This window comes from Prosthecobacter algae (genome assembly GCF_039542385.1).
Lineage (GTDB): Bacteria > Verrucomicrobiota > Verrucomicrobiia > Verrucomicrobiales > Verrucomicrobiaceae > Prosthecobacter > Prosthecobacter algae.
Map to the genome: position 1 here is coordinate 236,856 of NZ_BAABIA010000001.1, position 25,637 is coordinate 262,492.

Genomic DNA, 25,637 nt, shown 5'->3' on the forward strand with positions numbered 1-25,637 from the left:
AATCATGGAGGGCGTTTCTTATTTGGGCGGTTGCTCCTCGCCCACCTGCTGGATGGCTTTGAAGTACTCCTTCACGCCTGATTTCACCTCGGCAGGCACATCCTCACGCTGGACGAAGCTTTCCACCTGCCGCTGCCAGGCCCGTTCGCTTTCGGTTGCACGGCGGCTGGCGGCACCAGAGCCACTGTCGGCAGATTCGATGCTGGTGCTGCTGGGGCCAGCGCCCTTCTGTCCTTGCAGTTGGTCGCGGTTGCCATTGTCCTGGGTGACTTCGCTCTCATTGCGGCGGCTCTCGCTGCTGCCCATGCCTGCTTTTTTACCACCTGGTTTTTCGCCCAGACATTGGCTGAGTGAGTTGCATTCTTTGTTGCCCAGATAGCCCTGGCACTTGGAGGCGCACTGGCTTAGGGCACTCAGCTTCTTGGCGGCATTGCATTGGGCGGCGGATTTGCACAGGCTTTGGGAGAGTTTGGAAAGCTGCTGCTGGACTAGGCTCTGGCAGTTTTTGCATTCGGAACTGCTGGGGTCCTTCTGCATTTGTTGGTCGAGCTGATTCACCTGCTGTTCCAGGGCGATCATTTGTTCGTCCATGCTTTCCTGGCCTGGGGTACCCTGGCTGCCCTGGGCCTGCTGGCTGGACTGGCCGCTTTTGCTGCTGTTGGCCCCGGCTGCAGACTGTGATTGGCTGCCCGCCTTTTGTTGGGACTGCTGCCCGCTGCGCTGCTGGTAATTGCGTGCCGCGGCGGCCATGCGCTGGGCAGCAGACTTCAATTTGGCCAGCTCCTGGCGGGCTTCATCGGGTTTTTGGCCTTCGGTCTGGGGCTGCATCTGGCGCAGTTGTTCAGCCGCCTGTTTGTAGTCCTTTTGTTCCAAAGCCTTGGCCAGGGGGCGCAGCGGCGCTTCCTGCTGCAATTCTTCGGCCGCTTTGGCGAGAAGCTGCTCCTGGCTGCGCAGGCTCAATTTCTGGGCAGCTTCTGTGATGCGGCGCTCCAGTTCGGCATACTGGCGCATGGCCTCTTTTTGATCCTTGGTCTCCCGCAGCTCCTTCAGCCACTGGCGCCATTCATCGGGTTTGAGGAGCTCCTTTTCATCATCGGGCGTTTGGGTGAGCAGTTCCTCGATTTCTTTTTCCAGCTCCTTGTTAATCTCTTCCGTCTTGCGGGAGGTTTCCTGTTCCAGGGAAAGGCGCTCCATGACAATGGGGGAGGGCTTTTTGAATCCCATGACCAGCGAACTCAGCAGCAGGATGCCCCCAATGCTCAGCAGTCTGCGAGACCAGCGCACCGGAATGGTGGCTGGCTGGCAGGTGGCCACACGGCGGGCAGTATCTTCCACCTGAAGCGCGATGAACTCTCCTTCGCGCTGCTGTTCGCTGAATCCCAGGTGGGAGGTCAGGGCATCCTTGAGACCAAAGTGATCGTCCGCAAAACGGGCCGCTTGACGTTCACCATCCCGACCTAGCCACCAGACGAGAAGTGTGAGCAGGGGAAAGCCGATGGCTGCCACCCCATAGCCCAGGCGTGGCACGGCGTAACCTCTGAGGACCCAAAGCAGACACCAGGCGGCCAATAAAAGCCCCGTGATGAGAAGGGCGAAGGAGATGGTTTTCGCCAGCCTCACCCGGTCCAGCCGGGCACGCACTGCGATGAGAAAAATCTGGATGCGTGATTCAGCAGGCATGGCGCGATGGATTTCGGACGGGGTTTATCAGAATGGACTTAAAAAGGCAAGCCTGGAGGCGGGACCGGCCACGCATTCCCACAAGCATAGACCTCGGGGTATGAATGGGCGTTGAGTCAGTCCAAAGATTCATGAGTAGCAGTGGGAGGCGCTTACTTGAGGCGCTTTAGCGAAGCTTCGACATTGCGCTTCAGGCCAGGGCCCATTTTGGGTTCCTGAATCAATGTCGTCAGCAGTCTGCGTGCCTCTTCCTGGCGATTCAGGCGTTCCAGCAGGTCTGTTTTACGAAGGGTGTAATTGCAGCGGAGGCCCAGATCGCTGCCCGCTTCTTTGATCGCGAAATCGTAAAGTTCGAGCCCCTCCGCCTTTCCATTTTGGGCCAGGAGGTCGCCTGCCTCTGCTGCGGTGCGGCCTTTTCGCGGCATGGCTTTCTCCAGCAAGGGCGTGCTGGTGGGCAGTTCCTCCAGCGTGATCAGCTTGTGTGTGTTTACGAGCATGCCGATCAGATTGGGCACGCCAGGACCGGAGCTGGGAAACTTGGCCTGCACCCAGGGATCCGTCATCATTTGGAGGAGGATCTTATGACGATCTTCGAGTGAAAGTTTGGGCTTGGGTTTGCCAAAGAAACCTGCACAGACAAAGAAGGTGTTCCTTTTCAGGGTTGTTGCTTTCAGGGTTTCCGCTTCAGCGGGTTTCAGGCCTTTTTGCCACGTGGTGTAGGCTGCGCTGTCTCCCTGCGAAGCGTGCAGCATGTTCTTTAGCAGGATGGTGGTGCCTAGGACATAGCAGTCCTCATGGCGCGGTGCGCAGGCGATGACCTTGTCTGTGAAGGTGATCAAGGGCAGCAGATCACATTTGTCTCCCCGGCCCCAGTGCCAGGCCAGATAATCCAGCACAGGACCCGCGAGGTAAGAAAAGGTGTAGGCGCGCACCTCTTCCTGGCGGCTGCCGGAGGTGCTGGCCTGGGCCAGTTTTTCCAGTTTGGAGATGAGATCAGCGGATTCGCCTTTTTCCCACAGCTTCATGGCAAGGCTGGCGGCGGTGGGTTTCATCCGCTTGTGGGTTTTCCAGGTATCTCCCAGTTCCAGGATGGCCAGCACATCCGCCTTGCCGGCGATGGCATCATACTGATCTTTCAGCGGCACGTAGGTTTCGTAGATTTCGGAGGTGTGCTCCAGGCAGCGGGCGAGGATGGATTCATCTGCAAAACGTGTGGATTTCAGGCGCGGCACCAGTGCCATCACTCGCTTGTTGCGATCGGTGAAGCCAGTCCATTGGGTAGGCTTTGGAGGGTCTTTGAGTGTCACGCAGATCATCTCACCGAGCAGAGCGAGATCTGGCCTGTCAGTGCAAGCGGCAGCAAATTTTGGCAGCTCCTCGGCCAATGCTTGGGTGAATTCGATGCCGGCGGCGGGGTCGTAAAGAAAGGTTTCCCAGTGGTTTTCCAGCCACAGCTTGGCGGCTGTGTGGGCACCATTGGAAACAAGGATCAAGAAGGCTGTGGGATCATCTTCCAGTGCCTCGTTGGAACTGCTGTTTAAGAGCGTGTTCACGGCCTCTTCTCTTCCCAGGCGTGCGGTGATGCCCAGCATGGCGCACAGCGCTTCCTCGCGTGGGCTGTAGGCCCGGTTGCGACTGGTGCTTTCGTTGTTGCGGCTGTTGCGCACCAGCCAAGCTTCCCACTGCTCATTCGCGGCGGTTTTCCAAGCATCGTCCAGCGGCAGACGACAGTAAGCCCTGGCCAGCGGGGAGAAATGGAAACTGCCACTCACCGCATGAAATTCACGATGTTCGTTCGTTACCAAGGCCATGGCTGTGCGCACCACTTCGTCATCGGGCCGGCGCAGTTCTTTGCGGCAAAGATGGGCAGCCAGGGCAATGCGTACTTGGGGATTGAGCTTTGTATCGAGCATCGTCTGGCGGTAGTGAGTCCAGGCCGGGGCTGTACCGCCGAGCTCAGTCAGAGTCTTTTGAAGGGCTTCGTTTGTGGCAGAGCTGTTTTCAGTGCTCAGGAACAGGCGTGCCGCTGCCGCCAGTTCTGCCCGCAGGCTGGCAGTGTTACCTGGGTCTTCTTTGAGCGCGGCCTTCAGCACCGGTACTCGCGCACCTGCGGGCAACTTGGCAAAGAATTCGTAGAATCCCAGGGCGAGCAGGGTGGGAGGGGTTTGGCCTAACTCTTTTTGTAGAGTGATGAGCAAATCGTCTGTCGCCAGGGCCGGGCGTGCATTGCCCCCCGCTTTCCTCCAGGCATCCGCTAGCGTCTGGCCCCAGGTGCCATCTTCACATCGGCCATCCAGGATCAGCATGCCCGTTTCATCTTCATGACAAAGCTGCATTGCCAGTACCATGGCGGGCAGGCCGGGGGTGAGATCGTTAAAATCATCCACCAGTTCGCTGCGGTAGGTCCAGCCCATAGTCCAGGTATCGCCACCCCAGCCGTTGCTGCTGGCCTTGGCCTCGATCAGTTTCGCACCCTGGAGAAAGAGGGCTTTGGCTTTTTCCCGGTCACTGTTTACCAGATCATGCATCAGGCGTGGGATCTGATCCTCAAAGCCATCGTCGGTGAGGTTGAGGTCGCTGAGCTTCGTGGCTTTGACGATGTTATCAGCCAGACTGATCTGGGCTGCATTCTCCACGCTTAACAGAGGTGCGAGTGCCTTCAGCAGATAAGGATCGGCCGTCTCAGGTGTCTTGAGGCTGGGGATGTTGCTCTTGAAAAGAGCGGTGAGAGTGGCCACCCGCTCCGGGCGCACGGTCTTCAGTTGTTCCGCCCTTTTTTTGGCCACGTTGCTGGCAGCGATGGCCGTGTCTTCTTTTAGCATGGCTTCCACCATGTCGGTGCCAAAGGTGCGTGGCTGACGTTTCGCCATCGCTTCGCGCAGTGCCTTCAAGATCGCAGGTTTGCCACGCACGCTTTGGATGATTTCTGTGAGCGGATGGTTGGCCCGGCTGCTTTGCAGGGTCATGAAGGTATCCACTTCAGAGAAGGCATTGATAGCTTCCAGAAAGGCGAGGGCATCGGCGCTGTTGCGGGTGACGTTGCTCCTCATTTGGTAAATATTGTTAGCCAGCCACGCTTCGTTCTTGGTCAGGCCTGTCATGCTGGCGAGTTTCAGCCCGACGGACATGGCTCCCTCTTCGTCCAGGATTTGCTGCAGGGTCTGCCCCACATTGTAGGCCGGGCGGTCATTGTTGTTGCCACCCCGGCTATACCAGTTGGTGACCCAGTTGTTCATGCGTTTTTCCCAGTTGGATTCAGGGCCGAGGGTGACTGTCAGCCATTGCTTGAGAAATGCCTCCAGGTTTGCCTCTGGGGCCAGTTTTTGGCGCATGGCCAGAAAACTGGGCAGGTAATAATACGTGGAGTAGCCTCCTGATGACGTCTTCTGGGTGGCCAGAATGGTGCTGTCCAATACGGTGCCCGGAAGCTGGCGCTCCACACAATGATCAATCAGCCGCATGAGCTGACGCTGGGGACCAAAAGAGTTGTTGGCATTGGCGGGAGTGACTTTGGCGTAGCTGCTCGCCACGGAGGCAAATTCCTCAGCAGGAGCTGCCCAGAGGCGGGTCTGAAGGCGGTAGATGTCCGTTTCTGATTTGCCTCGTGTTTTTTCGGCCAAAGGAAGAAGCTCCTTCTCAATGCGTTCGCCGGCCCCTTCTTTCCAGGCGCGCCAGAGGAGAAACTCCACAGGAGTGGGATTCCAGTGAGCAGTGATCTCCCTGGAATAGCCGTAGCGAGAGCGGATGGGGGTTGGCGGGCGATTCAACGTAGCGGCCTCTTTCAAGATGCCCTCGGCTCGCTGCGATAGGTCATCATGGATGGCTTTGGCATCCCCCTTTTCCTGAAGCCGACTGCAAGCATACCAACTGAAGCCGATATCCGCCAGGGAAGGGTGCTTCATCAAGGCCTGGCATAGCCGCTGATGAACCTCGATCAGCCTCTTCATTTTGGGGGAGTCGCGGTCCACAGCCTCGCTGGAGCCTCGGCGGGCTGTGCGTCCGTGGAGATAGGGCAGGGCATTGTTGCCATTGCACACACTGTTGGCGAGAATGGAGGGAAGATTGCCAGCCCAGTCCAGGGCACCGTTCGGCGAATTCAGTGCGGAGACTTCATCGGCTACCTGTTCCAGTCTTTGGGCGATGGCTTCCGTCAGGCCCAGTCGAGGTTCCAACTCCATGTCATAGGAGTTGTTCAGGAGATTGGTCAGTTCTTCGCCGAAACCTTGGCCGAGAGATCTGACCGATATGCGCTGTAGCAGTTCGCCAGCTTTTTTGGGGTCCTTTTTGGCGCTGATGATCATGAGCCTAACAAGGGATGATTCATCTCTTGGGTTGGCCTCCAGCAAGGTTTCATAGATCTCCTGGGCTTTTGGGCTTTCTTCCAGCATCTCCAGAATGCCAGCGAACTCGCGCCTTTTGGTGGGCGGGGCCTGGTCTCCTGGATTGAGCTTTTCAATGATCATTTTCCTCGCGTCTTTAACCTTGTGAAGACTGATCAGCTTTTTCGTTTCGGACTTGGCGTAGCTGGTGTTGCCGCTGAGGAAGTTGCTTTGCAGCAATGTTTGGAGCTGTTTCACCGTCTCACGCACGGCGGCATCCTGATTGCCTTGAGAGATCAGCGTCTGGATGCGGCTGCTGCTGCTCGAAGAGTAGGAAACACTCCTTGCTGGGGCGGCTGGGGCCGGTGTCATGGCTGCGATGCGGGACCACTGCGCGGCTTCCTCCGTCATTTTCAGGCTGGTCATTGCCGCGATGAGTTCGTCCCGCTGCTGGGGCGTCATTCTGCCTGTGCGCAGTCTTCGTACGGACTGCACACCTTGTCCGATTTGAGCGGTGGTGGGGGAAGGGATCAGAAGAATGGATTTCAGCAAGGCGGCATCCACATCTTCACGCAGAGACTTTTCCATGGGCAGCTCGAGGGCCTGGATCATGAGGTTGACTGCACGGTCATGGTCGTCTTTCCGCTGGGCGAGGGCCGCTGCCTGGAGGAACTCCACCTGGGTGGCGTCCGGGGAATTTGCGCGAGTCGATAGCTCTTTGTCGATCTGGTTCAACTCATCGGCCTTGTAAGCGAGCGCCATACGCAACAGGGGGTGTTTGATCTCTCCGAGGAAGGGCTTGATGCCGGCAAAGGCGGCGTCGGGCTGGCCATCTTCGGTGGGATTGGGGTTGTAGATGTCTTTGCGGTAAAGCCACAAAGACAAGTGGCCCGGGAATGCGATGGCGACTGGGAAGGGCAGCGACTCAAGGAGCGGCTGTTGGGAACCACCATATTGCGCCATCATGGTTTTGACGGCACCGTTATGTTTCTGACCTTCGCTGTCATAAAGGCGGATCTCCTCTTCCAGCAAAGGGATCAGTTCCTTCCAGCCTTCGGAGGCCACCAGTGAATTGGCCACATAGGCAAAAGGCATCACCCGCGTGGCATCCACAGGATGCACTTTGAGGATGGCGATGAGCAGTTTTTGGAATCTGCCCTTCTGCGTCTGTGTGAGTCCTGGAGGTGTTGCTGATTCATTGATGCGCTGGCCTCCTCCCAGGAGTTGACTGAACGGATAGAGGCAGTCAATGGGGGCATCCGGGCGTTTTTCATAGACATCCAAAATTTGATCCATCCACTTGCTGCCCAGCTCTGGCTGGTTGCGAAGGGCGATGATGGCGGCTGGAAAGGCGATGCTGGGATGTTTAGCGCCAAAGATTTGATAAACGCGTTGGAGGGCTTCAGGCGACAGCTCATTGGCGTTGCGTGTCGCCTCATAGGCGAGCAGGAGGGGATCCCAGCCTGACTTTTCCATCGCGTCTTCAGCCGTTCTTACGTTGAGACGGCTGATGTCGATTTGCAGATGCTTGAGTTGCTGGGTGTTGGGCAGTCCCGCAGCGGCGGCTTTCTTCCAGAGCTCTGCCGCCCGGGCTGCATCCAAGGACTGGCTGAGCATGATCAAGTGGTGGGCGACGAGCGAAGGCACTTCAGCCAGCGTGCTGGGCATGCGGACGATGCCTGAATTGCTGCGCACATTGTACCGCTTCACATACTGGTGGTAGTAGCTCTGGTACACTCCTTGACCCATGAGCGTCATGAAGGTTTTGAAGTTTGGCGGCAGGCTCTCTTCAGCAGCCTTCTGCATGCGCATATAAAAGGGCGTGAGAGGGTTCGTGCCCGCAGTTGCCTTGGTGATTTCGGGCAGCTCTTCTTTGAGATGGATCAACGCAAGAAAAGCCTGAATCGCCTCGGGTACCTGGCCATTTTCCTCCAGGGCAACCGCTCTGAAATAAGCCAGGCGGTAGTCTTTAGGATTCGCTTGGCTCAGAGGTTCTAAAAATTCTTTCAGGCGGGCCCAGTCTCCTTTTGCAGCCATGGCATCTGCCATGCGTAGCACGTCTTTGGGGTCCATTTTGCTGCCACCGGCAATTTCGAAGAGCATCCGGTAACCGGTGTTTTCATCCCCATAGGTGAGGTGCACCGTAGCCATTTGCTGGCGACTGCGGTTGCTAGTATCCAGAGCGGCTGCTTTTTCGAGGGTGCGCAGAGACTGCTGCCACTGGCCGCTTTCCTCTTCTGCTCGGGCCAGTTGCAGCAGCAGGCCTACGTCCCTCGGTTGCAGGCGTGAGGCCTCCTCCAGAGCCTGGCGATAGTCACTCTCATTTTGGCCTACCCGATGAATTTCAGCGAGAGCCAGCCAGGCCATGGCATCCTCTCGGCTCATGCGCTGCCGTTCTTTGAAAAGATCCAAAAGGCGGCTCAGTTCTCCCCGCGAGTAAGCAGCCTGAGCCATCGCGGTGACCCAGCGCTTTTTTTCATCGGGGGATTCGGCCGTCTCATAAAAACGCAGGTAGATCCGCTGCGCCTCCGCCGACTGTCCGTCAAAATTGAGGGCTGTGGCCAAGGCAACTCCAAGAACCTCTTCCTCTTCAAATTTGCGCACGGCAGTGCGTAAAATCTTGATGGCCTCCGCGGCTTTGCCGCTGTTGCTGAGAATTTGGGCCTCAATCAACCAAGGCTGGGATGCCGATGGAGAGAGCGCCTTCCAGTCGGGAATCCTGGCCAGCGCCTTTTCGGTTTCACCGGCGCGTTGGTGGAAATCCACGAGCCGTTGGGCATTTGCAGAAGTTCGGCCCTCAGGCATGTCCATCAGCTTTTCAGCCTCTGTGGCGGCTCTGGGCCAGTCTTGGCGTTTTTCCAGCAGTCGCACCAGCCTCCCTTGCGCCGCCAGAAGGTCCTGCGGGGCTGAAGAACGCAAAGTTTGTTCGGCGGCTTCCGTTTCACCCAGGCTCTCCTGCAAGGCAGAAAGGAGGGACCGCTCTTGAATCTTCAGATTTTTTGGATCCCCCAACCGCCCTATGGTTTCCTTTACCGCCGCCGCCTGGGTGATCACATCGGTCGCTTGGCGGATGGCATCGTCCAACTGGCTGCTATCCTGGGACAAGCGGACGCTTTCTAGTGCCCAGGGCACAGCTTCTGTAAGCTGCGTCAGCCTGGTTTGTGCTGCGTCTTCCGTGTCCTTGGGTGCCACTTCCCGGGCCGTTAATGTCGCGGCGATGATCGCAGTCAGAAAGCGGTCGTTCTGCCCCCATTTCTTTTGATGTGCATGAAGAATCTCCCTGGCAGTGCTGGACTCCTGGCGTGTCATCAAAGCCTGGGTGACGGCGAGGAGTTGGTCCAGATCTTCCGTCTTGGCCAGTTCACTCCAGATAGCCAGAGCAGGCTCGCGCTCGCCCGTGCGGTGCAGATAGTGGGCCTGGGCATCCTTGGCGGTCGGGCTTTCGGGAAAGGCTTTGACCAAGGTTTCATAGGCGGCCTTGGTCTCGGCTTTCAGCTCCCAGCTTTCCAGCAGGCGAGCGACACGAAGGTGCTCGTATTCACCGATGCCAGGCTGGGTCAGGTAAACTCCCAGGGCTGCTTTGGCTGCGGGGATGTCGCGTTGTTTTTGATGCAGGCTGGCCAGGCGCAGGTGCAGTTCTCCATCGGTGGGATTCTGTTCCTGTAGGAGCTTCGTCTGGGTGATGGCCTCTGCGTACTTTTGCTGGCGTGTGAGCAGGTCCAGGTAAGTTTCCCGCAGTTCCCTCTGGCCTGGTGTGCGTTGAAGCAATTCTTGATAGGTCGCGAGGGCTCTTTCTCCGGCCCCGGTTTCCGCCTGGAGACGGGCTCGTTGCTGGATCAACCCTGTGCGCTGCGGATGCTCCTTGGCCAGGTTATCCAAGTGGTCCAGCAGCCCCGCGAGGTCGCCTCCGCGACGAAAAGCGGTTTCGATCTGGGCCAGGACCTCACGTTCCACCCAGGTATCCTGGCCTGACTGGACAAGTGCCTCACCATAGACTTTCAGGGCCTCGGCCTGCTTCCCGTTGCGCATCAAAATGTCGCCCAGCATCAGGCGGCGGGTGACTTTGACTGAGGCGTCTTTGCTGCGCTCAATGAGGCTGAGGGTCAGGTTTGCTGCCTCATTAAAGAGGGCCTCATCCAGTTGCAGTTCGATGACTTCTTCCGTCAGGTCTTCATCTTCCGGCCGGCTGGCCAGGAGCATTTGCCACGTTTTTAAGGCCTCTTCTGTTCGTCCGGTACGCACCAGCAGACGGCCTCGGAATTTCCCGATTTCCAGGGCGAGATCAGCCTCCGGTTTCTGGGCAGTAGCCTGGTCCAGGGATTTCAAGGCGGGCTCAAATTCAAGCAGGCGTGCCTCCAGTTTGGCTCGCTGCAGCCAGGCGCTGGCGTTTTGAGCATCTTTAGTTAAGGCTTCAGTGTAGGCTTTCAGGGCGTCCTGCTCCTGCCCCTCGTACTCATGAAAGAGCGCCAGCACCAGGAGGTCTGCGGCCGTGCTGCCGCGCTGTTTCAGGAAAGTGGCCAGGGATGCAGGCGTGCCTGTCTCCAGCCATGCTCCAATGAATCGGTCCAGAACCAATCCGGTCTGTGGACGCTTGAGCAGCATTTCATGGTAGCGGGTGGCTTGCTCAGACTGAGCGTGAAGAGAAGTCACCTGGCTGCCAAGAATGCCTGCTAGGCTCAGCCCTCCCATTTTCAGCCAGGCATAAAATCGGCTCGAATGAGCGCGGTGAACGGGAGTCTGCTGCAAACGGGTGATGCGGATCCTGGGGGGCATATCGTGACGAGAATTCCGAAGCGGTTTATCAGAATCAATCCTGAGGGACAAGACTGGATGGCAGTCTTGTTCTTATGAACGGTTTGCAAAACGGGTCACGGCTCCGTTAAGCTGATGCAGACGATTTCGGCTGCCTTTTTGTTCACTCAGTTCAAACGATTGAGCCGGGCATCTCTTGGAAATGAAAGCTGTTAGGCCGATTTTCCGTAGTGGGTGGATGAAAAGACGCCGTTGTTTGTCCCTGCTGGTCGCTGCACCCGCCCTTGCCTCCGCCACAGAGCCAGCTCCCCTTTTCATCGAAGGTTACGCAGATCACCTGAGTGTCGCCCAGGGCGAGGAGATGGCCCTGCATGTCAACACCAGCGGGGCAAAATTTGATGTGGAAATCGCCCGACTGGGTGCCGAACGGGTGGTTGTTTGGAAAAAGGCCGGAGTGCTGGGTGTGAACCACCCGGTGCCGGAGGATGCCTCCTCCCAGGGCTGCCGCTGGCCTGAAAGCCTGCGAGTTCCCGTCGCGAAGGATTGGAAATCAGGTTATTACGAAGTCACCTTTCGCACGGCTGATGCTGGGGGTAAATGGACGCATCGCAGCCGACGAACAGCGGAAGGCAGCGCTTTTTTCATTGTTCGCGCAGCGCAGCCAGGCAGCCGCTCCAAGATCCTTATCCAACTGGCCACCAACACCTACAATGCGTATAACAACTGGGGCGGCTTCAGCGTGTATGCGTATAACAGTTTGTCCAACAACCAGGGGCACCGCGTCAGTTTTGAACGACCCCCGGCCTCCCAGTTCTCCCGCTGGGAACTGCCGTTTGTAAAATGGGCCGAGGCAAATGGTTACGAACTGGAATACGCGGCCAATTCCGATCTCGAATTCCATCCCGAAATGCTGGCCAGTTACAAGCTGGTGCTCAGCGTGGGGCATGATGAATATTGGTCCACCCCGATGCGGGACCATTTGGAAAGCTGGATCGGCAAGGGCGGAAACGTGGCCTTCTTCAGCGGCAATACCTGCTGCTGGCAGGTGCGCAGTGAGGATGAGGGGCGTGCCTTCACCTGCTGGAAGCAAAACTACCATCTCGATCCCATTTTCCAGACACGGGAGTTTCAGACGCTGAGCACGCTGTGGAGCCATCACCTGCTGCAACGACCGGAAAATGCCCTCACAGGAGTAGGGTTCCTCTGGGGTGGATATCGGCGCAGCCACGGCCAGTTCATGGAGGATCACGCTGCCTATCAGGTCCATCGCCCAGATCATTGGGCGCTGGCGGGAACGGGTCTGAAAACCGGAGCTCTGTTTGGCGACAAGGACACGGTGGTGGGTTATGAGTGCGATGGCTGTGAGCTGGAGTGGAAGGACGGGCTGCCATTTCCCACAGGCCGCGATGGCACGCCGAAATCTTTTGAGGTGCTGGCCACCTGCCCGGTGCGCTGGCATCCCGATGACGCGGAATGGTATGAACGCTGGGAAAAAGGCCGCACAGGGGCGGCCTGCATGGGCCTCTACACACGCGGGGGCACTGTTTTCACCGCAGGCACCACGGACTGGGCGCACGGTCTGCAAGGTGGCGATGCGGCTGTGCAAAAGATCACTCGCAATTTGTTAGACCGTTTGTCGGCATGATCGGGGATCATTTCCGCTGTCTGGGCCCTCCCTCCTCCCGCCTCTTATGATCAAAGTTCTCCTTTTCTGCGGTCTGCTGCTTCCCCTATCCCAGGCTGGGCTGACTCCCGAATCGGCGGCAAAAATCGCACCACTGCCCACCGCAGCCGAGCAGGGAGGTTTGCTTTTTGCGGATCTGAACGCGGACGGGCATGAGGACCTCCTCATTTCCAATCCGCAGAGTTATGGCGTCTATCTTTTCAACCCTGTGGCCAAGAAGAATGTCCAATGGGAAAAAGGTTGGACGCAGGTCCTGCGCGAAGGCCGCGCGGGTGATGCCTCCAGCCTGCCTCTGCTGGTAGATGTGAAGGGACAGGGGACCGGAGTGCAGTTTAAAGACGGGGCTCTTCGGGATGCCCAGGGCACCGTACTCATGCCGCTGGCCGAGCTGCTGCGCGTGCCGGGTCCTCTCCCCCTTTCGCCGGAGGAATCGCTCAAAGCTCTGCGGGTGAAACAGGGCTACGCTGCCAGTTTGGTGGCTCATGAGCCGCTGGTGCAGGACCCCGTCTTTGTGGACTGGGATGCGCAGGGGCGCATGTGGGTGGTTGAAATGGGCGACTACCCCTTTGCCCCGGGTGAAAAAACCACCGATGGCCGTGGCGGGCAGGAAAAAGTCACTCCCCTGCAAAATGGCCGCATCAAGATATTGGAGGACACGGATGCAGACGGTGTCTATGACCGCGCCACCCTCTTTCTGGAGGGACTGCGGCATCCTACCGGACTGGCTTTTTGGAAAGGGGGTATCTTCATTTCTGCCATTCCAGACATCCTCTATGCCGAGGATACCAATGGAGATGGCGTGTGCGACAAACGCGAGCCTTGGTTCACCGGCTTCACGGCAGGGAACCCCCAGCATCTTGTGAACGGCTTTGCCTGGGGGCTGGACGGTTGGTTTTATGGGGCCAATGGCGACAGCGGTGGCGACATCACCTGTCTGAAAACGGGGGCCAAGGTGAAACTTGGCACCCATGACTTCCGCTTTCATCCTGTCACCGGCGAGTTCCGGCTCGAAACCGGGCGCTCCCAGTACGGCAAGTGGCGGGACGACTACGGCAACTGGTTTGGTAACAACAACAGCATCCTCGGCTGGCACTACCATGTGCCCATGCAGTATCTAGAACAGCACAGAGACTTGGTGGCCAAATCGGTGCGTTCAGTCCTGAATGCGGACACTCGTGTCTTCACCATCAGTCCTCCTGTACGTCGCTTTAACTGGGCAGGGGCCACGCAGGTGCTCACGGCGGCCTGCTCGCCTATGCCTTGGTCAGACGGTAAACATGACTGCCTGCTGATCTGCGAACCGGCCAACAACCTAGTCCGCCGGGATGTGCTCAATTACACCCGTTTTCCGCTCACCAGCAGTCGGCATCCTGACGATGCGGAGACGGAGTTTATCGCTAGCACCGACAATTGGTTTCGCCCCTCGTTGGTCCGGGAGGGACCCGATGGCGCTCTGTATGTTGTGGATGTGTACCGGCTGGTGCTGGAGCACCCCGAGTGGATACCTGCCGACATCGTGAAGGGACTGGATCTGCGTGCCGGGGAGGATCGTGGCCGCATTTTCCGCATCGCAGGACCTTCGGCCCGCCAGGTCCGCAAAAGGGTGCTGGAGGACTTGCCTACAGCCATGCGTTCGGCCCAGCGGTGGCAGCGCGATTCAGCGCAGCGACGCTTGCTGGAGTCTGGAGATCTCATGGCCCTGCCCTGGCTGTTGGCTCTTGCTCAAGAGGTGCAGGCGACACCCAGGGTGCGTCTTCAGGCGGCCTGGACGGCGGCCCTGCTGGAAGAAAGGCATCGTTCGGCGCTGCTCGCCTTGTTGCAGAGTTTCCACCCTCAGGTGCGAGGGGCGGCCCTGGTCGCAGCAGGCAGTCAGGACATTTCTTCGGCTGAACTCGCCACTTGGTTCCCCAAATCAGATATCCCCGCCGCTGCGGCCAGTCTGCCCGCAATCACCCGCAGCAACCCGGACCGTGTGGCGGTGGTGAAACGCTACCTGGATCAGGTCTCCAAGCTTCAGGGGGATGCTGCCAGGGGCGAAAAAGTGTATCAAAAAGCCTGCATGGCTTGTCATCAATTGAACGGTTCTGGCGCTGAGGTAGGGCCAAATCTGGAAACCGTGGCGGCCAAACCCATGGAACAGATCCTGGAAGCGATTTTCGACCCCAACAAAGCGGTGGAGCAGCGCAATGTTGCCACGGAAATCACCCAGACGGACGGCAGTGTGCTGGCGGGCTTGGTTTCGGCCGATACCCCCGGCGGTCTCAGTCTCCGCCTCCCAGGCGGCGTGGATGTGGCCGTGCCGAGAAGCAAAATCCGGAGCTTGAAAACACTGCCTCTTTCCCTGATGCCAGAGGGGTTGGAGGCCGCACTCACCGTCCAGGAAACGGCCGATTTACTGGCCCGGATTCAGCTTCGCTGAGGCTGTCCGGCGCGTATTTTCGTTCTCTGACCAGGATCCTTCGTTGCAGTTCACCTACTTGGTCTGTGTGATTTTTGTCCATTATCGAAAAAAAGCGCAGTTGAGTGCGTAGGTATGTCTCAAGCCCCCTTCTCGTCTCCATGACAACTCCTCGATTCGTTCGCCATTTCACCCTACTAGGCCTTGCCGTGTCGCCCTCGTTGGCGTTCGCCAACCCGGCCCCAGCATCTGCTGCTCCGGCAGCCGCTGCACCGGTGGATTTTGCCCAGGTTCAGGCTCTGTTGGAAAGCAAGTGCCTGGAGTGCCACAATCCGGACAAGGTGAAGGGCAAGCTGCTTATGAATACGGCGGAGGCCATGATCAAAGGCGGCTCCTCCGGCACCTCACTGGTTCCCGGCAAACCGGATGAGAGTGAACTGCTGAAGCGTGTGGTCCTCCCTGCGGATCACGATGACATCATGCCCCCAAAAGGTGGTCCTCTCGCGGCGAATGAAATTGACCTGCTGAAGCGCTGGATCGCCGAAGGTGCCCACTGGCCCCAGGGGCTGACCCTTCGTGCCAAAAGCCCCGAGGAGATCAAGGCACTGGCGGAGCTGAATGCCAAGTTGCCTTCCATGACCAAGCTGGAGATCTTCCCAGACAAGTTTGCTCTCGAAACCAAGCGTGACTTTCATCAGGTGGTCGTCATGGCCACCTTTGCGGATGCCACCACCCGTGACGTCACCAAATTTTCCAACCTGCGCGTGGCAGATGCAAAGGTCGCCAGCCTGACAGGCGATGTGTTGCAACCGGTCGCCGATGCTGGCTCAACCGAGTTGTTGGCGACCTTGGGTAGCACCACGGTGAAAGCTCCCGTGAGCCTGAATGGCGGGCAGAAGGAGCGTGCCATTTCCTTCAATCTGGATGTCATGCCGGTGTTCCTCCGCGGGGGGTGCAATGCTGGCGGCTGCCACGGCGCGGCTCGCGGTAAAGATGGTTTCCGTCTAAGCCTTTTCGGCATGGATCCACAGGGCGACTACACTCGTCTCACCCGTGAGATGGTCGGACGTCGTGTGAATCTCGCCATCCCTGAGGAGAGCACCTTGGTGGAAAAGGCTGTGGGCGCGGTGCCTCACTCGGGAAATCAATGCTATGAACCCGAGTCCCAGTATAACAAAGCCATTTTGGAATGGATCAGCAACGGTGCTCAGTATGACCCGCCAACCGTCGCCAAGGTGACGGGTATCGAAGTCTTCCCCAAACAGATCGTTCTCGAAGGGCAGGGGAGTACCCAGCAGATCACCGTCCGCGCGACTTATTCCGATGGCAGTGACCGTGACGTGACCAAGCTGGCCTTGTTCATGTCCAACAACGATCCCACGGCCTCCATCAATAAAGATGGCCTTGTGACCAGCGGTGACCGTGGCGCAGCCTTTACCCTGGCCCGCTTCGATGTATACAGCGTCACTGCCCAGGTTCTCGTCATCCCTGCCAAGCTGGAATACGAGCGTCCGAAGCTGGTGGAAAACAACTACATTGACACTCTGGTCAATGAGAACCTGCACAAGCTGCGCATCCTTCCCAGCGGCGTCTGCACCGATGAGGAATTCGTCCGTCGTGCCTACATTGACGTCATCGGCATCTATCCGAAGCCTGACGAGATCAAGACCTTCCTGGCCGATGCCAATCCGAAGAAGCGCGAGGCCCTGGTGGACTCGCTGACTCAGCGCAAAGAATTCACTGAAGTGTGGGTGATGAAGTGGGCAGAGCTGCTCCAGATCCGCTCAGGCATCGCTGGCAACAACAATCAGCCGCCCTTCTACAAGAATGCTCTTCTGTATTATAACTGGCTGGGCGACCGCATCGGCAAAAACGTGCCGTTGGATGAGATCGTGACCGAGCTGCTTTCTTCCACGGGCGGCACCGTTTCCACCCCGGCTGTGAATTTCTACCAGACTGAGCTCGATCAGCTCAAGCTGACTGAAAACGTGGCCCAGGTGTTCATGGGCATGCGCATCCAGTGCGCCCAGTGCCATAACCATCCTTTCGACCGCTGGACGATGGATGACTACTACGGCTTCAAGGCCTTCTTCTCCCAGATTGGGCGCAAGGCCACGGACGACCCTCAGGAAGTCATCATCTTCAATAATAAGGGCGGCGAGTCCCGTCACTTCCTCACCCAGGCTGTCATGAAGCCCAAGTTCCTGGGTGGCGAATCACCGGAGATCAAGCCTGGCGAAGACCGCCGCAAGATCCTTGCCGAGTGGATTGCTTCGCCGAAGAACCCTTACTTCGCCCGCAACATCTCCAACATCGTCTGGGCTCATTTCTTCGGCCTCGGCATTGTGGATCCCGTAGATGACGTGCGCGTCTCCAACCCTCCTTCCAATCCTGAGCTTCTTGCGGCCCTGGCGGAAAATCTGACGAACTACAAGTATGACATGCGCCGTCTCGTGAAAGACATCTGCACCTCCATGACCTACCAGCGCAGCACCAAGGTCAATGAGACCAATGCCGGGGATAAGAAAAACTTCTCCCATGCCCAGGTCCGCCGCGTGCGCGCTGAGATCCTGCTGGATGCCATTTCGCAGATCACTGAAACGCCGAACAAGTTCCAGGGCCTGCCTTTGGGTGCCCGTGCGGTGCAGATCGCTGACGGTGCCGTGAGCAACTACTTCCTCACCACCTTCGGCCGCGCCAAACGTGAGTCCGTCTGCTCCTGCGAAGTGAAGATGGAGCCAACTCTGTCTCAAGCTCTCCACTTGATGAATGGCGATGCCGTCAACGACCGCATCAAGCAGGGTAAAGTGGTGGCGACACTCATCAAAGAGAAGAAGACCGATGCCGAGATCATCGAAAATCTTTACCTGCGCGTCTTTGGTCGACTACCAAAGGACAAGGAGAAGGAAGCTATCAATCAGACTCTCGCGGGTGCAGGTGACCAGCGTCAGTTGGCCCTGGAAGACGTCTTCTGGGCACTGCTAAACTCCAAGGAGTTTTACTTCAATCACTAAGCCTTGTCGGAGCGCAGGCACCCTTGCCTGCCTTTCCCTCGGATGCTTTCGCATTCGCTGAGATTCTCCACCCTTTTTCCTAGCCATGAAAACCCACGCCAAGATCCTTTCCCTCAGCCTTTTCACCGCCGCCGGTGCGGTGGCGCAGGATGCCGAAAAGATCACCTATGAGGACCACGTCCGCCCGCTGCTGGAGAACAAATGTTTCTCCTGCCACAGCCCGGACAAGAAGAAGGGCGACCTCGACCTCACCAGCTTTGGTGCAGTCATGACGGGCGGCGGTGGTGGTGCCGTCGTGGATTCCGGCAACTCGGATGCCAGCCGTCTGTGGACGACCTGTGCTAAGAAAGAGGAGCCTTTCATGCCGCCGGAAGGCGCACCTCTGAATGCCAAGGAACTGGAAATTCTGGCCAAATGGATCAGCGGCGGCCTGTTGGAAACCAAGTCCAGCGTCGCCAAAAAATCGTCCAAGCCGAAGGTGGACATGGCTGTGGCCGTCACCAGCGGCAAACCTCAAGGCCCTATCGCCAAACCAGAGCACGTTCTGCTGGAGCCTGTGGTGGTGACACCGCGCACGACGGCTGTTACGGCCATGGCCGCCAGTCCCTGGACCTCCTTGGCCGCCATTGCCGGGACCAAGCAGATCCTTCTTTACGATACCGACACCCGTCAGCTCGCTGGTATCTTCCCTTACACGGAAGGTTATGCCCGCAGCCTGAGCTTCAGCCGCAACGGCTCCCTCCTGGTCATGGGCGGTGGCAAAGGGGGCAAGCTGGGGCACGCCATCGTCTGGGATGTGAAGACGGGCAAACGCATCGTTGAAGTCGGCAAGGAGTTCGACCAAGTCATGAGCGCTGACATCAGCCCCGACCACAAAATGGTCGTCATCGGCAGCCCGTCGAAAAAGGTGAAGGTGTACGATACCGCCTCAGGCGAAGAGTTGTACATGATCAGCAAGCACACGGAATGGATTATGGGCACCGCCTTCAGTCCCGATGGCGTGCTGTTGGCCACCTCAGACCGCAATGGCAACGTCATGGTTTGGGAGGCCGCCAATGGCGGAGAGTTTTATGTTCTGGGCCAGCACAAGGCCTCATGCACAGACCTGGCCTGGCGCGCCGATTCCAACATCCTCGCCTCCAGCTCCATGGATGGCACCATCAGCCTCTGGGAGATGAATGAGGGCAAGCAGGTGAAAAATTGGGCCGCCCATGGCGGAGGTGTCCAGTCTGTGTCCTTCACGCCTGATGGTAAGCTGATCTCCAGCGGCAACGACGGTCTCGTCCGCATCTGGGATATCAATGGCAACAAGATCGGCGAAGCTGCCAGCCAGGGGGACATAGTCACTAAGGTCATCGCTCTGCACGACTCCCAGTCCACCATCTCCGCCAACTGGCGCGGAGAGATCAAAGTCTGGTCCGTGGAGGCTAAGATGGCCGAGAAAGGACAGCTTTCCAGCAATCCGCCGCTGATTGCCCAGCGCATCATCGAATCTGAAAAACAGGCCACGGCCATGGTCGCGCAACTGCCTGAAGTAGAGGCAAAGCTCAAGAAGGCCCAGGATGCTGTTCAGGCTGCCGAAGCCCGTCTGGTAGAAACCAAAAAGAAAGCAGCCGATGCTCAGGCTCGCGTCGCTCTTTTGGAAACCGAAGTCAAAGAGCTGCCAGCTAAGATCGCTGCTGCTGAGAAAGCCGTGCCTGAAGCCCAGGCCAAGAAAGCCGCCCAGGCTGAACTGCTGAAAAAGTACGATCAATCCTTGGCGGAGATCAAATCAACAGAAGCTGCCCTGGCCAAGTTGAATGCCGATAAGGCTGCACTGACAAAGCCTGAAGACGCCCCGAAAGTGGCTGAGTTGACCAAGTCCATCGCTGAACAGTCGGCCAAGCTCGAGACCCTTAAAAAAGCAGCGGCGGCGGCACCGCAGCCAGTGGCTGATTTTGACAAGGTCATCAAGGCGGCTCAAGACCAAGTGGCTGCCCTGAAAGCGGCCAAACCAGCGAAGGAGAAAGAGCTGCCAGTCTTGAAAAAAGGCCTGGAAGCCTGGCCGAAAGCTGTCGCTGATAATGAAAAGCAGATCGCTGACGCCAAGGCCGCTGTGCCTGCCATCCAGACACAGCTTGCGGATCACAAGGCTCAGATCGCCGTTCTGCAAAAGCTGCCTACCATCCTCAAAGCGGCCCAGTTCAATGTGGGTGTGCTGACGGAGAAGGAAAAACTGGCCAAGCTGGAAGGTGACTTCAATGACTACACGGCTGCGAAGAAAGAGAATGAAGAAGCCAAGGTGGCCAATGTCGCCCGCATCGAATCCTCCAAAAAAGTCATCGCGGAATCTGCCAATCAGATCCCCCAGCACGAGGCCACCTTGGCCAAGCTGAAGGCTGAATTGGACGGCATCGAAAAAGCCACCGAGCCAACCCGCGCGGCAGATGCTGCTGCCGCCGCTAAGCTGGACGAAAATAAGAAAGCCATTGCTGCCCGCGAGGCCGAGGTCGCCGCACTGGCGAAAGTTCGTGACGATGGCACTGCCGCTGCCAAGACGGCTGCGGAAGGGATTCAAAAAGCCATTGACCCGCTGGCAAAAAAGCTGGCGGAAGTGACTGCAAAGCTCAAGGCTCCCGAAGAGCAGGTGAAGAGCAAACAAGCGAACGTCACCAAATTTGAGACCAACCATGCCACGGCGAAAAAGACTTCTGCGGATCTCACTACTGCTCTTCCAGCCAGAGAGAAAGCTGTCAAAGATGCCGAAGCAGCCCTGCCTCCGCTGATGGCAGCTATTCAAGTGTCGGATAAAACACTCAGCGAAGTTCGTCGTGCCACTGCCGAGGCTGGACGCGGCATCCAACCTGCGCGTCAGGAAATCACCAAAGCTGAAAAAGCTGTGGCAGATGCGAAGGCGAAAAACGAAAATGCTCAGCCACTCGAGCAGGCCCAGGCGGCTGCTCAGGCAAAGCTGGCGACCGTGGAAAAACAGGCCGCAGATTCTGCTATGAAATTGGCCGATGCTCAGGGGGATTTTGATGCTCGTCGTGCCGCCCGTGAAGCTGCTGAAAAGACCTTAGCTGAAGCTCGTCAAACCTTGGGCAAAACCAAGAATGAACTGAACGCTGCCAATACCTCCATCGCGCAGACGGAAAAACAGATCTCTCAGAGCAAAGCCGAACTGGCGGCTGCTGAAAAGGCCGCCGCTCCTCATCGGGGTCAGCATGAAAGCCTGACCAAGGAAATCGCGGCCCAGAAGGCAGCGCTTGCCGCCAAACAGGCCATTCCAGCCGCTTTACAGGCAGAGTTTGCGGCAAAATCTCAACCTCTGAATGAGGCCATCGCCCAACTCAAAGCCGCGCAACCGCCGCTGGAAAAGGCCTTTGCTGAAGCCCATGCAAAACTTGAGGCCGAGATGAAAGTGGTGGAGGCCAAGAAGCTGGAAGTCGGCCAGAGCATCACCGCCCTGGAAGCCGCCAAGAAGAAAAAGACAGAAGCCGAGGCCTCCATCGCCGCTGCTGAGAAAGACACGCCTCAGCGCGATAAAAACCTCGCCGAGATCAATGCCGAGCTCGCCAAGATGCAGCCTCAGCTCGATCCTCTTCGCACGAAGGTGAAGCAGATGGAAGAGCAGTATTTCACCATGCTGCCGAAGTGACGTAGCAAACAGCCATTTAAAACAGAACACACGGAAGTTTCTTCCGTGTGTTTTTGTTTTGAGGGGCAGCGTCTAAGAAGAGTATTTGATTGTCCGGTTCTTCTCCTTCGTGTGGGAAGCTTCACTGGCGCGAAAGGATCAGGCCCTGGGACCGTATCCACTCGCCGCTTTGTTCCAACCTTTGCATGAAAACTAGCTTCTCTATCTTCTTCGCCATTCTCGGCTTGGTCGCGCCACTGCGCGCACAGGTCGAGTTTCAAAAGGGCGATTCCATTGCCATTCTGGGCAACGTCTTGCCAGATCGCTCCCAGCATTATGGCTGGCTGGAGGCCATGCTGACTCAGGCGAATGCGGACAAAGACCTCACCTTTCGCAATCTGGCCTTTTCTGGGGATGAAGTGCAGACCTGGCATCGCGTGGATGGCTTTGGCTCCCGGGACGAGTGGCTGTCCAAAGTGAAGGCCGATGTCATCTTCGCCTTCTACGGTAACAATGAGTCTTTCAAAGGCTATGAAGGTCTCGACGCCTTCAAAAAGAACCTGGACACCTTTTTGAAGGAGACCAAGGCGAAGAAATATAACGGCAAAGGAGCGCCGAAGATCGTGCTGTTCTCGCCCATCGCGCTGGAAAAGCTGACGAACCCCAGCTTGCCTCCGGTGGAAGAAAAGAACACAAATCTGCAGAACTACACAGCGGCCATGAATGAAGTGGCCGCCGCGAATGGGGTGACCTTGGTGGATCTCTTTGCTCCCAGCCAAAAGATCGCGAGCCAAGCGCCGTTGAGCCTGAATGGTCTCTACCTGAATGAGCAAGGCGACAAAGCCGTGGCAGAAGCAGCATTCAAAGGCATCACGGGCAAAGAGGCCCCTCCGGTCAACGACAAGCTGCGTAAAGCCATCGTGGAAAAGAACTGGGAGTGGCATCAGCGCTATCGGACGGTGGATGGTTACAATGTCTATGGTGGCCGCAGCGGACTGGCCTATGCCCCAGGGGTGGGTGCGTTCAAGCAGAATGAGAAAGATCCGGCCAAGCCTTACACCTCCAATTTTCAGGTGATGCAGCAGGAGATGTCTCAGCGGGATGTGAAAACCGCCAACCGCGACCTGCGGGTATGGGCTATCGCCAAGGGCGGCGATCTGGTCGTGAAGGATGACAATCTGCCCCAGGTAGAATCCGTGCCGACCAACATGCCTAACCCGAAGGATGGCAAAGACTTTAACAAGACGCCGATGAAGGGCATGACCTTCACTGAAGATGGGCTGGTGGCCATTCCGGACGCGGCGGAAAAAATGAAGGACATCCAGGTCCACAGCGGCATGAAGATCCAACTCTTTGCCGATGAAAAAATGTTCCCAGAATTGGTGAATCCCGTGGCCATGCAGTGGGATACCAAGGGCCGCCTATGGGTGAGCGCCTGGCTGAATTATCCCGGCCGCACGCCTACCAGCCCGAAGGGTGACAGCCTGCTGATCTTTGAAGACACGGATGGTGACGGCAAGGCCGACAAGATGACCACCTTTGCCGATGACCTGAATTGCCCCACGGGTTTCCAGATTTACAAAGATGGCGTCATCGTCATGCAGTCCCCCAGCCTGCTCTACATCGCTGATACCGATGGCGATGGCAAAGCCGACAAACGCGAGCGCATCCTCATGGGCCTCTGCGCGGCGGATAGCCATCATGAAACGTGTTACCTGAGCTATGACAATGGTGGTGCCATTTACCCAAGCGATGGCGTCTTTCATCGCACTCAGGTCGAGACGATTTACGGCGTGGTACGCAATACCAACGGAGCCATTTATCGCTACGATTTGAATCGCAATGAGCTGCAACGTTTCACCACGGATGCCACGGTGAACCCGCATGGCAAGATCTGGGATCGTTGGGGCAATGCCTACTTCACCGATGCGACGGGCAACGTGAACACCTTTGCCGAAGCCTCCTCCAGCTATCTTCCTCGTGAAGGGGGTGGCAGCGCCAAGATGAAACCCTTTTGGGATCGTCCTGCCCGCCCCAGCCCAGGCAATGGCATCATCAGCAGTCGCCATTTTCCGGAAGAGTTTCAGAACAATTTCCTGAACTGCAACGTCATCGGCTTCCAGGGCATCTGGCGGGTGAAGCTGGACCAGGACGGTTCTGGCATGAAGGGAGAAACGGTTGAAGACCTGGTGAAGGCAGACCCGGCGGTGTATCCAACCTTCCGCCCTGCCTGCGTGAGCGTGGGGCCGGATGGCGCGCTTTATTTCTGCGATTGGTCGAATGCCATCATTGGTCACATGCAGCACCATCTGCGTGACCCGAACCGCGACCACAAACATGGCCGCATTTACAAAATGACCTATGAAGGCCGTCCTCTGCTGAAGCCGAAGAAGATTGACGGTGAGCCGATCGCCAACTTGCTTGAACTGCTGAAGGAATGGGAAGATGGCACCCGCCAACTGGCCAAGGTGGAACTGGCGAAACATGAGCCGAAAGAAGTCGCCAGCGCTGCAAAAAAATGGGCCGCCGCTTTGGACAAAACGGACGCTGAGTATGAGCACCATCGCCTAGAGGCCCTGTGGACTCACCAGTGGGTGGACGTGGTGGATGTGGACCTGCTAAAAGAGGTGCTGGCCTCGCCCGAGCCACGTGCCCGCGCTGCCGCCACACGTGTTCTTTGCTACTGGAAAGATCGTGTGCCTGGCGCGCTGGATCTGCTGCGTGTTTCCGTCAATGATGCCGACCCACGTGTCCGCATGCATGGCATCCGTGCCCTCAGTTTCTACCAGCCGACGGATGAGGCGGAGAAGGCGCTGGAGATCGCCTACGATGTGCTGAAGCACCCGACGGATTACTACATTGATCACGTTTTTAGCGAATGCCGCAAAGGCCTCCAGAGTGTGTTGAAGACCAAGCTGCTGCCCAAAGATCCCGCCGCCCTGGCGGAGTTCATTGCCAAGACCACCGATGCCGATCTGAAAGGCCTGCCCGATGTGGAGCCCGTGCTGATCGAAAAACTCACCCGCCCGAAGCTCCCTGCGGACATGCGCGCCTCAGCCCTGATCGAATTGGTGAAACTCACGGGGCAAGATCGCACCCTGGAAATCGTGAAATTGCTCCAGCGCATTGATGCTGCAGAAGGTCGTCTGAATGCCACGGCAGAGGAAATTGGAAAAATCCTGGTGTTGGAAAATCGTGGGCATCTTGCCCGTCATCGTGATGGCTTGGTAGCTCTGGCGAAGCAAGGTAAACAAGCCCCGGTCATCCGCGCTGCCTATGCCGCTTTGGTCGTGACGGATCTGGGGCCAGATGAAATCTGGAAAGCCACGGACGCATCATCCCGGCATTACCTCATTGAGTCCATCGGCCTCATTCCGGCCAGCAGCGCAGGCCTGAGAAACAAATTCCAGCCCCTGCTCATAGCTCTTTTGAAAGAAGGTAAAACGGATGGGCAAACTTTGCGCGCCGTCTTGGCTGCCCTGCCTTTGATGACGGGGAATCAAACCAGCGCCAACTTCGCCCTCGCTGCCGATCACTTGATCGAAGGCAAGGAACGCAATGCTGCGGCGAAGGCACTGCTGAAGTTCCCGAAAGCCAACTGGGATGCCGCGAAGGCCAAGCCTCTCACGGACAGTGTTCTGGCCTATGCTAAGACCGTGCCTGCCGGAGATCGCTCCAAGCAGGAGTATGTCGAAGTCATCACAGCAGCCAAAGAAATGGCCGCACTGCAAGGTGCTGCTGCCGAGGCAGTGCTGAAGGAACTCAGTGCCGTCAGTGTGGATGTCTTCATCGTTCATACCGTCCATGAGCAGCTTCGCTACGACACGACCAAGCTGACCGTGAAGGCTGGGAAATCCTTTGAGGTCATCTTTGAAAACGACGACGTCATGCCGCATAATTTCGTCATCGTTCCTCCCGGCAAACACATGGAAATCGGCAATGCAGCCATGACCATGACGCCTGATAAGCTGGACAAACAAGGCCGGGCCTACCTGCCTGCGGCCTTTGAAAAAGACATCATCGCGGCCACGAAGCTGATGGAGCCAGGTCAAAAGGAACAGCTCAAAGTGCGTGCGCCCAACCAGCCAGGCGACTATGAATTTGTCTGCACCTTCCCAGGCCATGCCCTCATCATGTGGGGTACCCTCACCGTGACGAAGTAACCTTTCCCAAC

At 57.5% G+C, this 25,637-nt stretch carries 7 protein-coding genes; 5 read left to right on the forward strand and 2 right to left on the reverse strand.

Annotated features, from left to right (window positions below):
- Positions 1–18 precede the first annotated feature (18 nt).
- Together ABEB25_RS00910 and ABEB25_RS00915 are read right to left on the reverse strand one after the other, a co-directional pair.
- Positions 19–1,680: a hypothetical protein gene (locus tag ABEB25_RS00910; RefSeq protein WP_345734488.1), complete on the reverse strand. Its 1,662-nt coding sequence runs from the start codon at positions 1,678–1,680 to the stop codon at positions 19–21.
- A 152-nt stretch (positions 1,681–1,832) separates the two neighbouring features.
- Entirely contained in the window at positions 1,833–10,772 is an 8,940-nt protein-coding gene (locus tag ABEB25_RS00915; protein WP_345734489.1) for a tetratricopeptide repeat protein, read from the reverse strand.
- 217 nt (positions 10,773–10,989) lie between these two features.
- Between ABEB25_RS00915 and ABEB25_RS00920 the strand changes: the two genes are divergently transcribed.
- From ABEB25_RS00920 to ABEB25_RS00940, 5 genes are all read left to right on the forward strand, one after another.
- Positions 10,990–12,396, forward strand: coding sequence for a N,N-dimethylformamidase beta subunit family domain-containing protein (locus tag ABEB25_RS00920; protein ID WP_345734490.1), 1,407 nt, complete (start codon positions 10,990–10,992; stop codon positions 12,394–12,396).
- Positions 12,397–12,442: 46 nt separating this feature from the next.
- Positions 12,443–14,854 (forward strand): PVC-type heme-binding CxxCH protein, encoded by a 2,412-nt coding sequence (locus ABEB25_RS00925; protein ID WP_345734491.1) that lies wholly within the window; start codon positions 12,443–12,445, stop codon positions 14,852–14,854.
- Positions 14,855–14,994: 140 nt separating this feature from the next.
- Positions 14,995–17,847, forward strand: coding sequence for a DUF1549 domain-containing protein (locus ABEB25_RS00930; protein WP_345734492.1), 2,853 nt, complete (start codon positions 14,995–14,997; stop codon positions 17,845–17,847).
- 85 nt (positions 17,848–17,932) lie between these two features.
- Entirely contained in the window at positions 17,933–21,484 is a 3,552-nt protein-coding gene (locus ABEB25_RS00935; protein WP_345734493.1) for a c-type cytochrome domain-containing protein, read from the forward strand.
- A gap of 185 nt (positions 21,485–21,669) precedes the next feature.
- The gene (locus ABEB25_RS00940) at positions 21,670–25,626 is read left to right on the forward strand and encodes a PVC-type heme-binding CxxCH protein (protein WP_345734494.1); all 3,957 of its coding nucleotides are present in this window, start codon (positions 21,670–21,672) and stop codon (positions 25,624–25,626) included.
- Positions 25,627–25,637 lie beyond the last annotated feature (11 nt).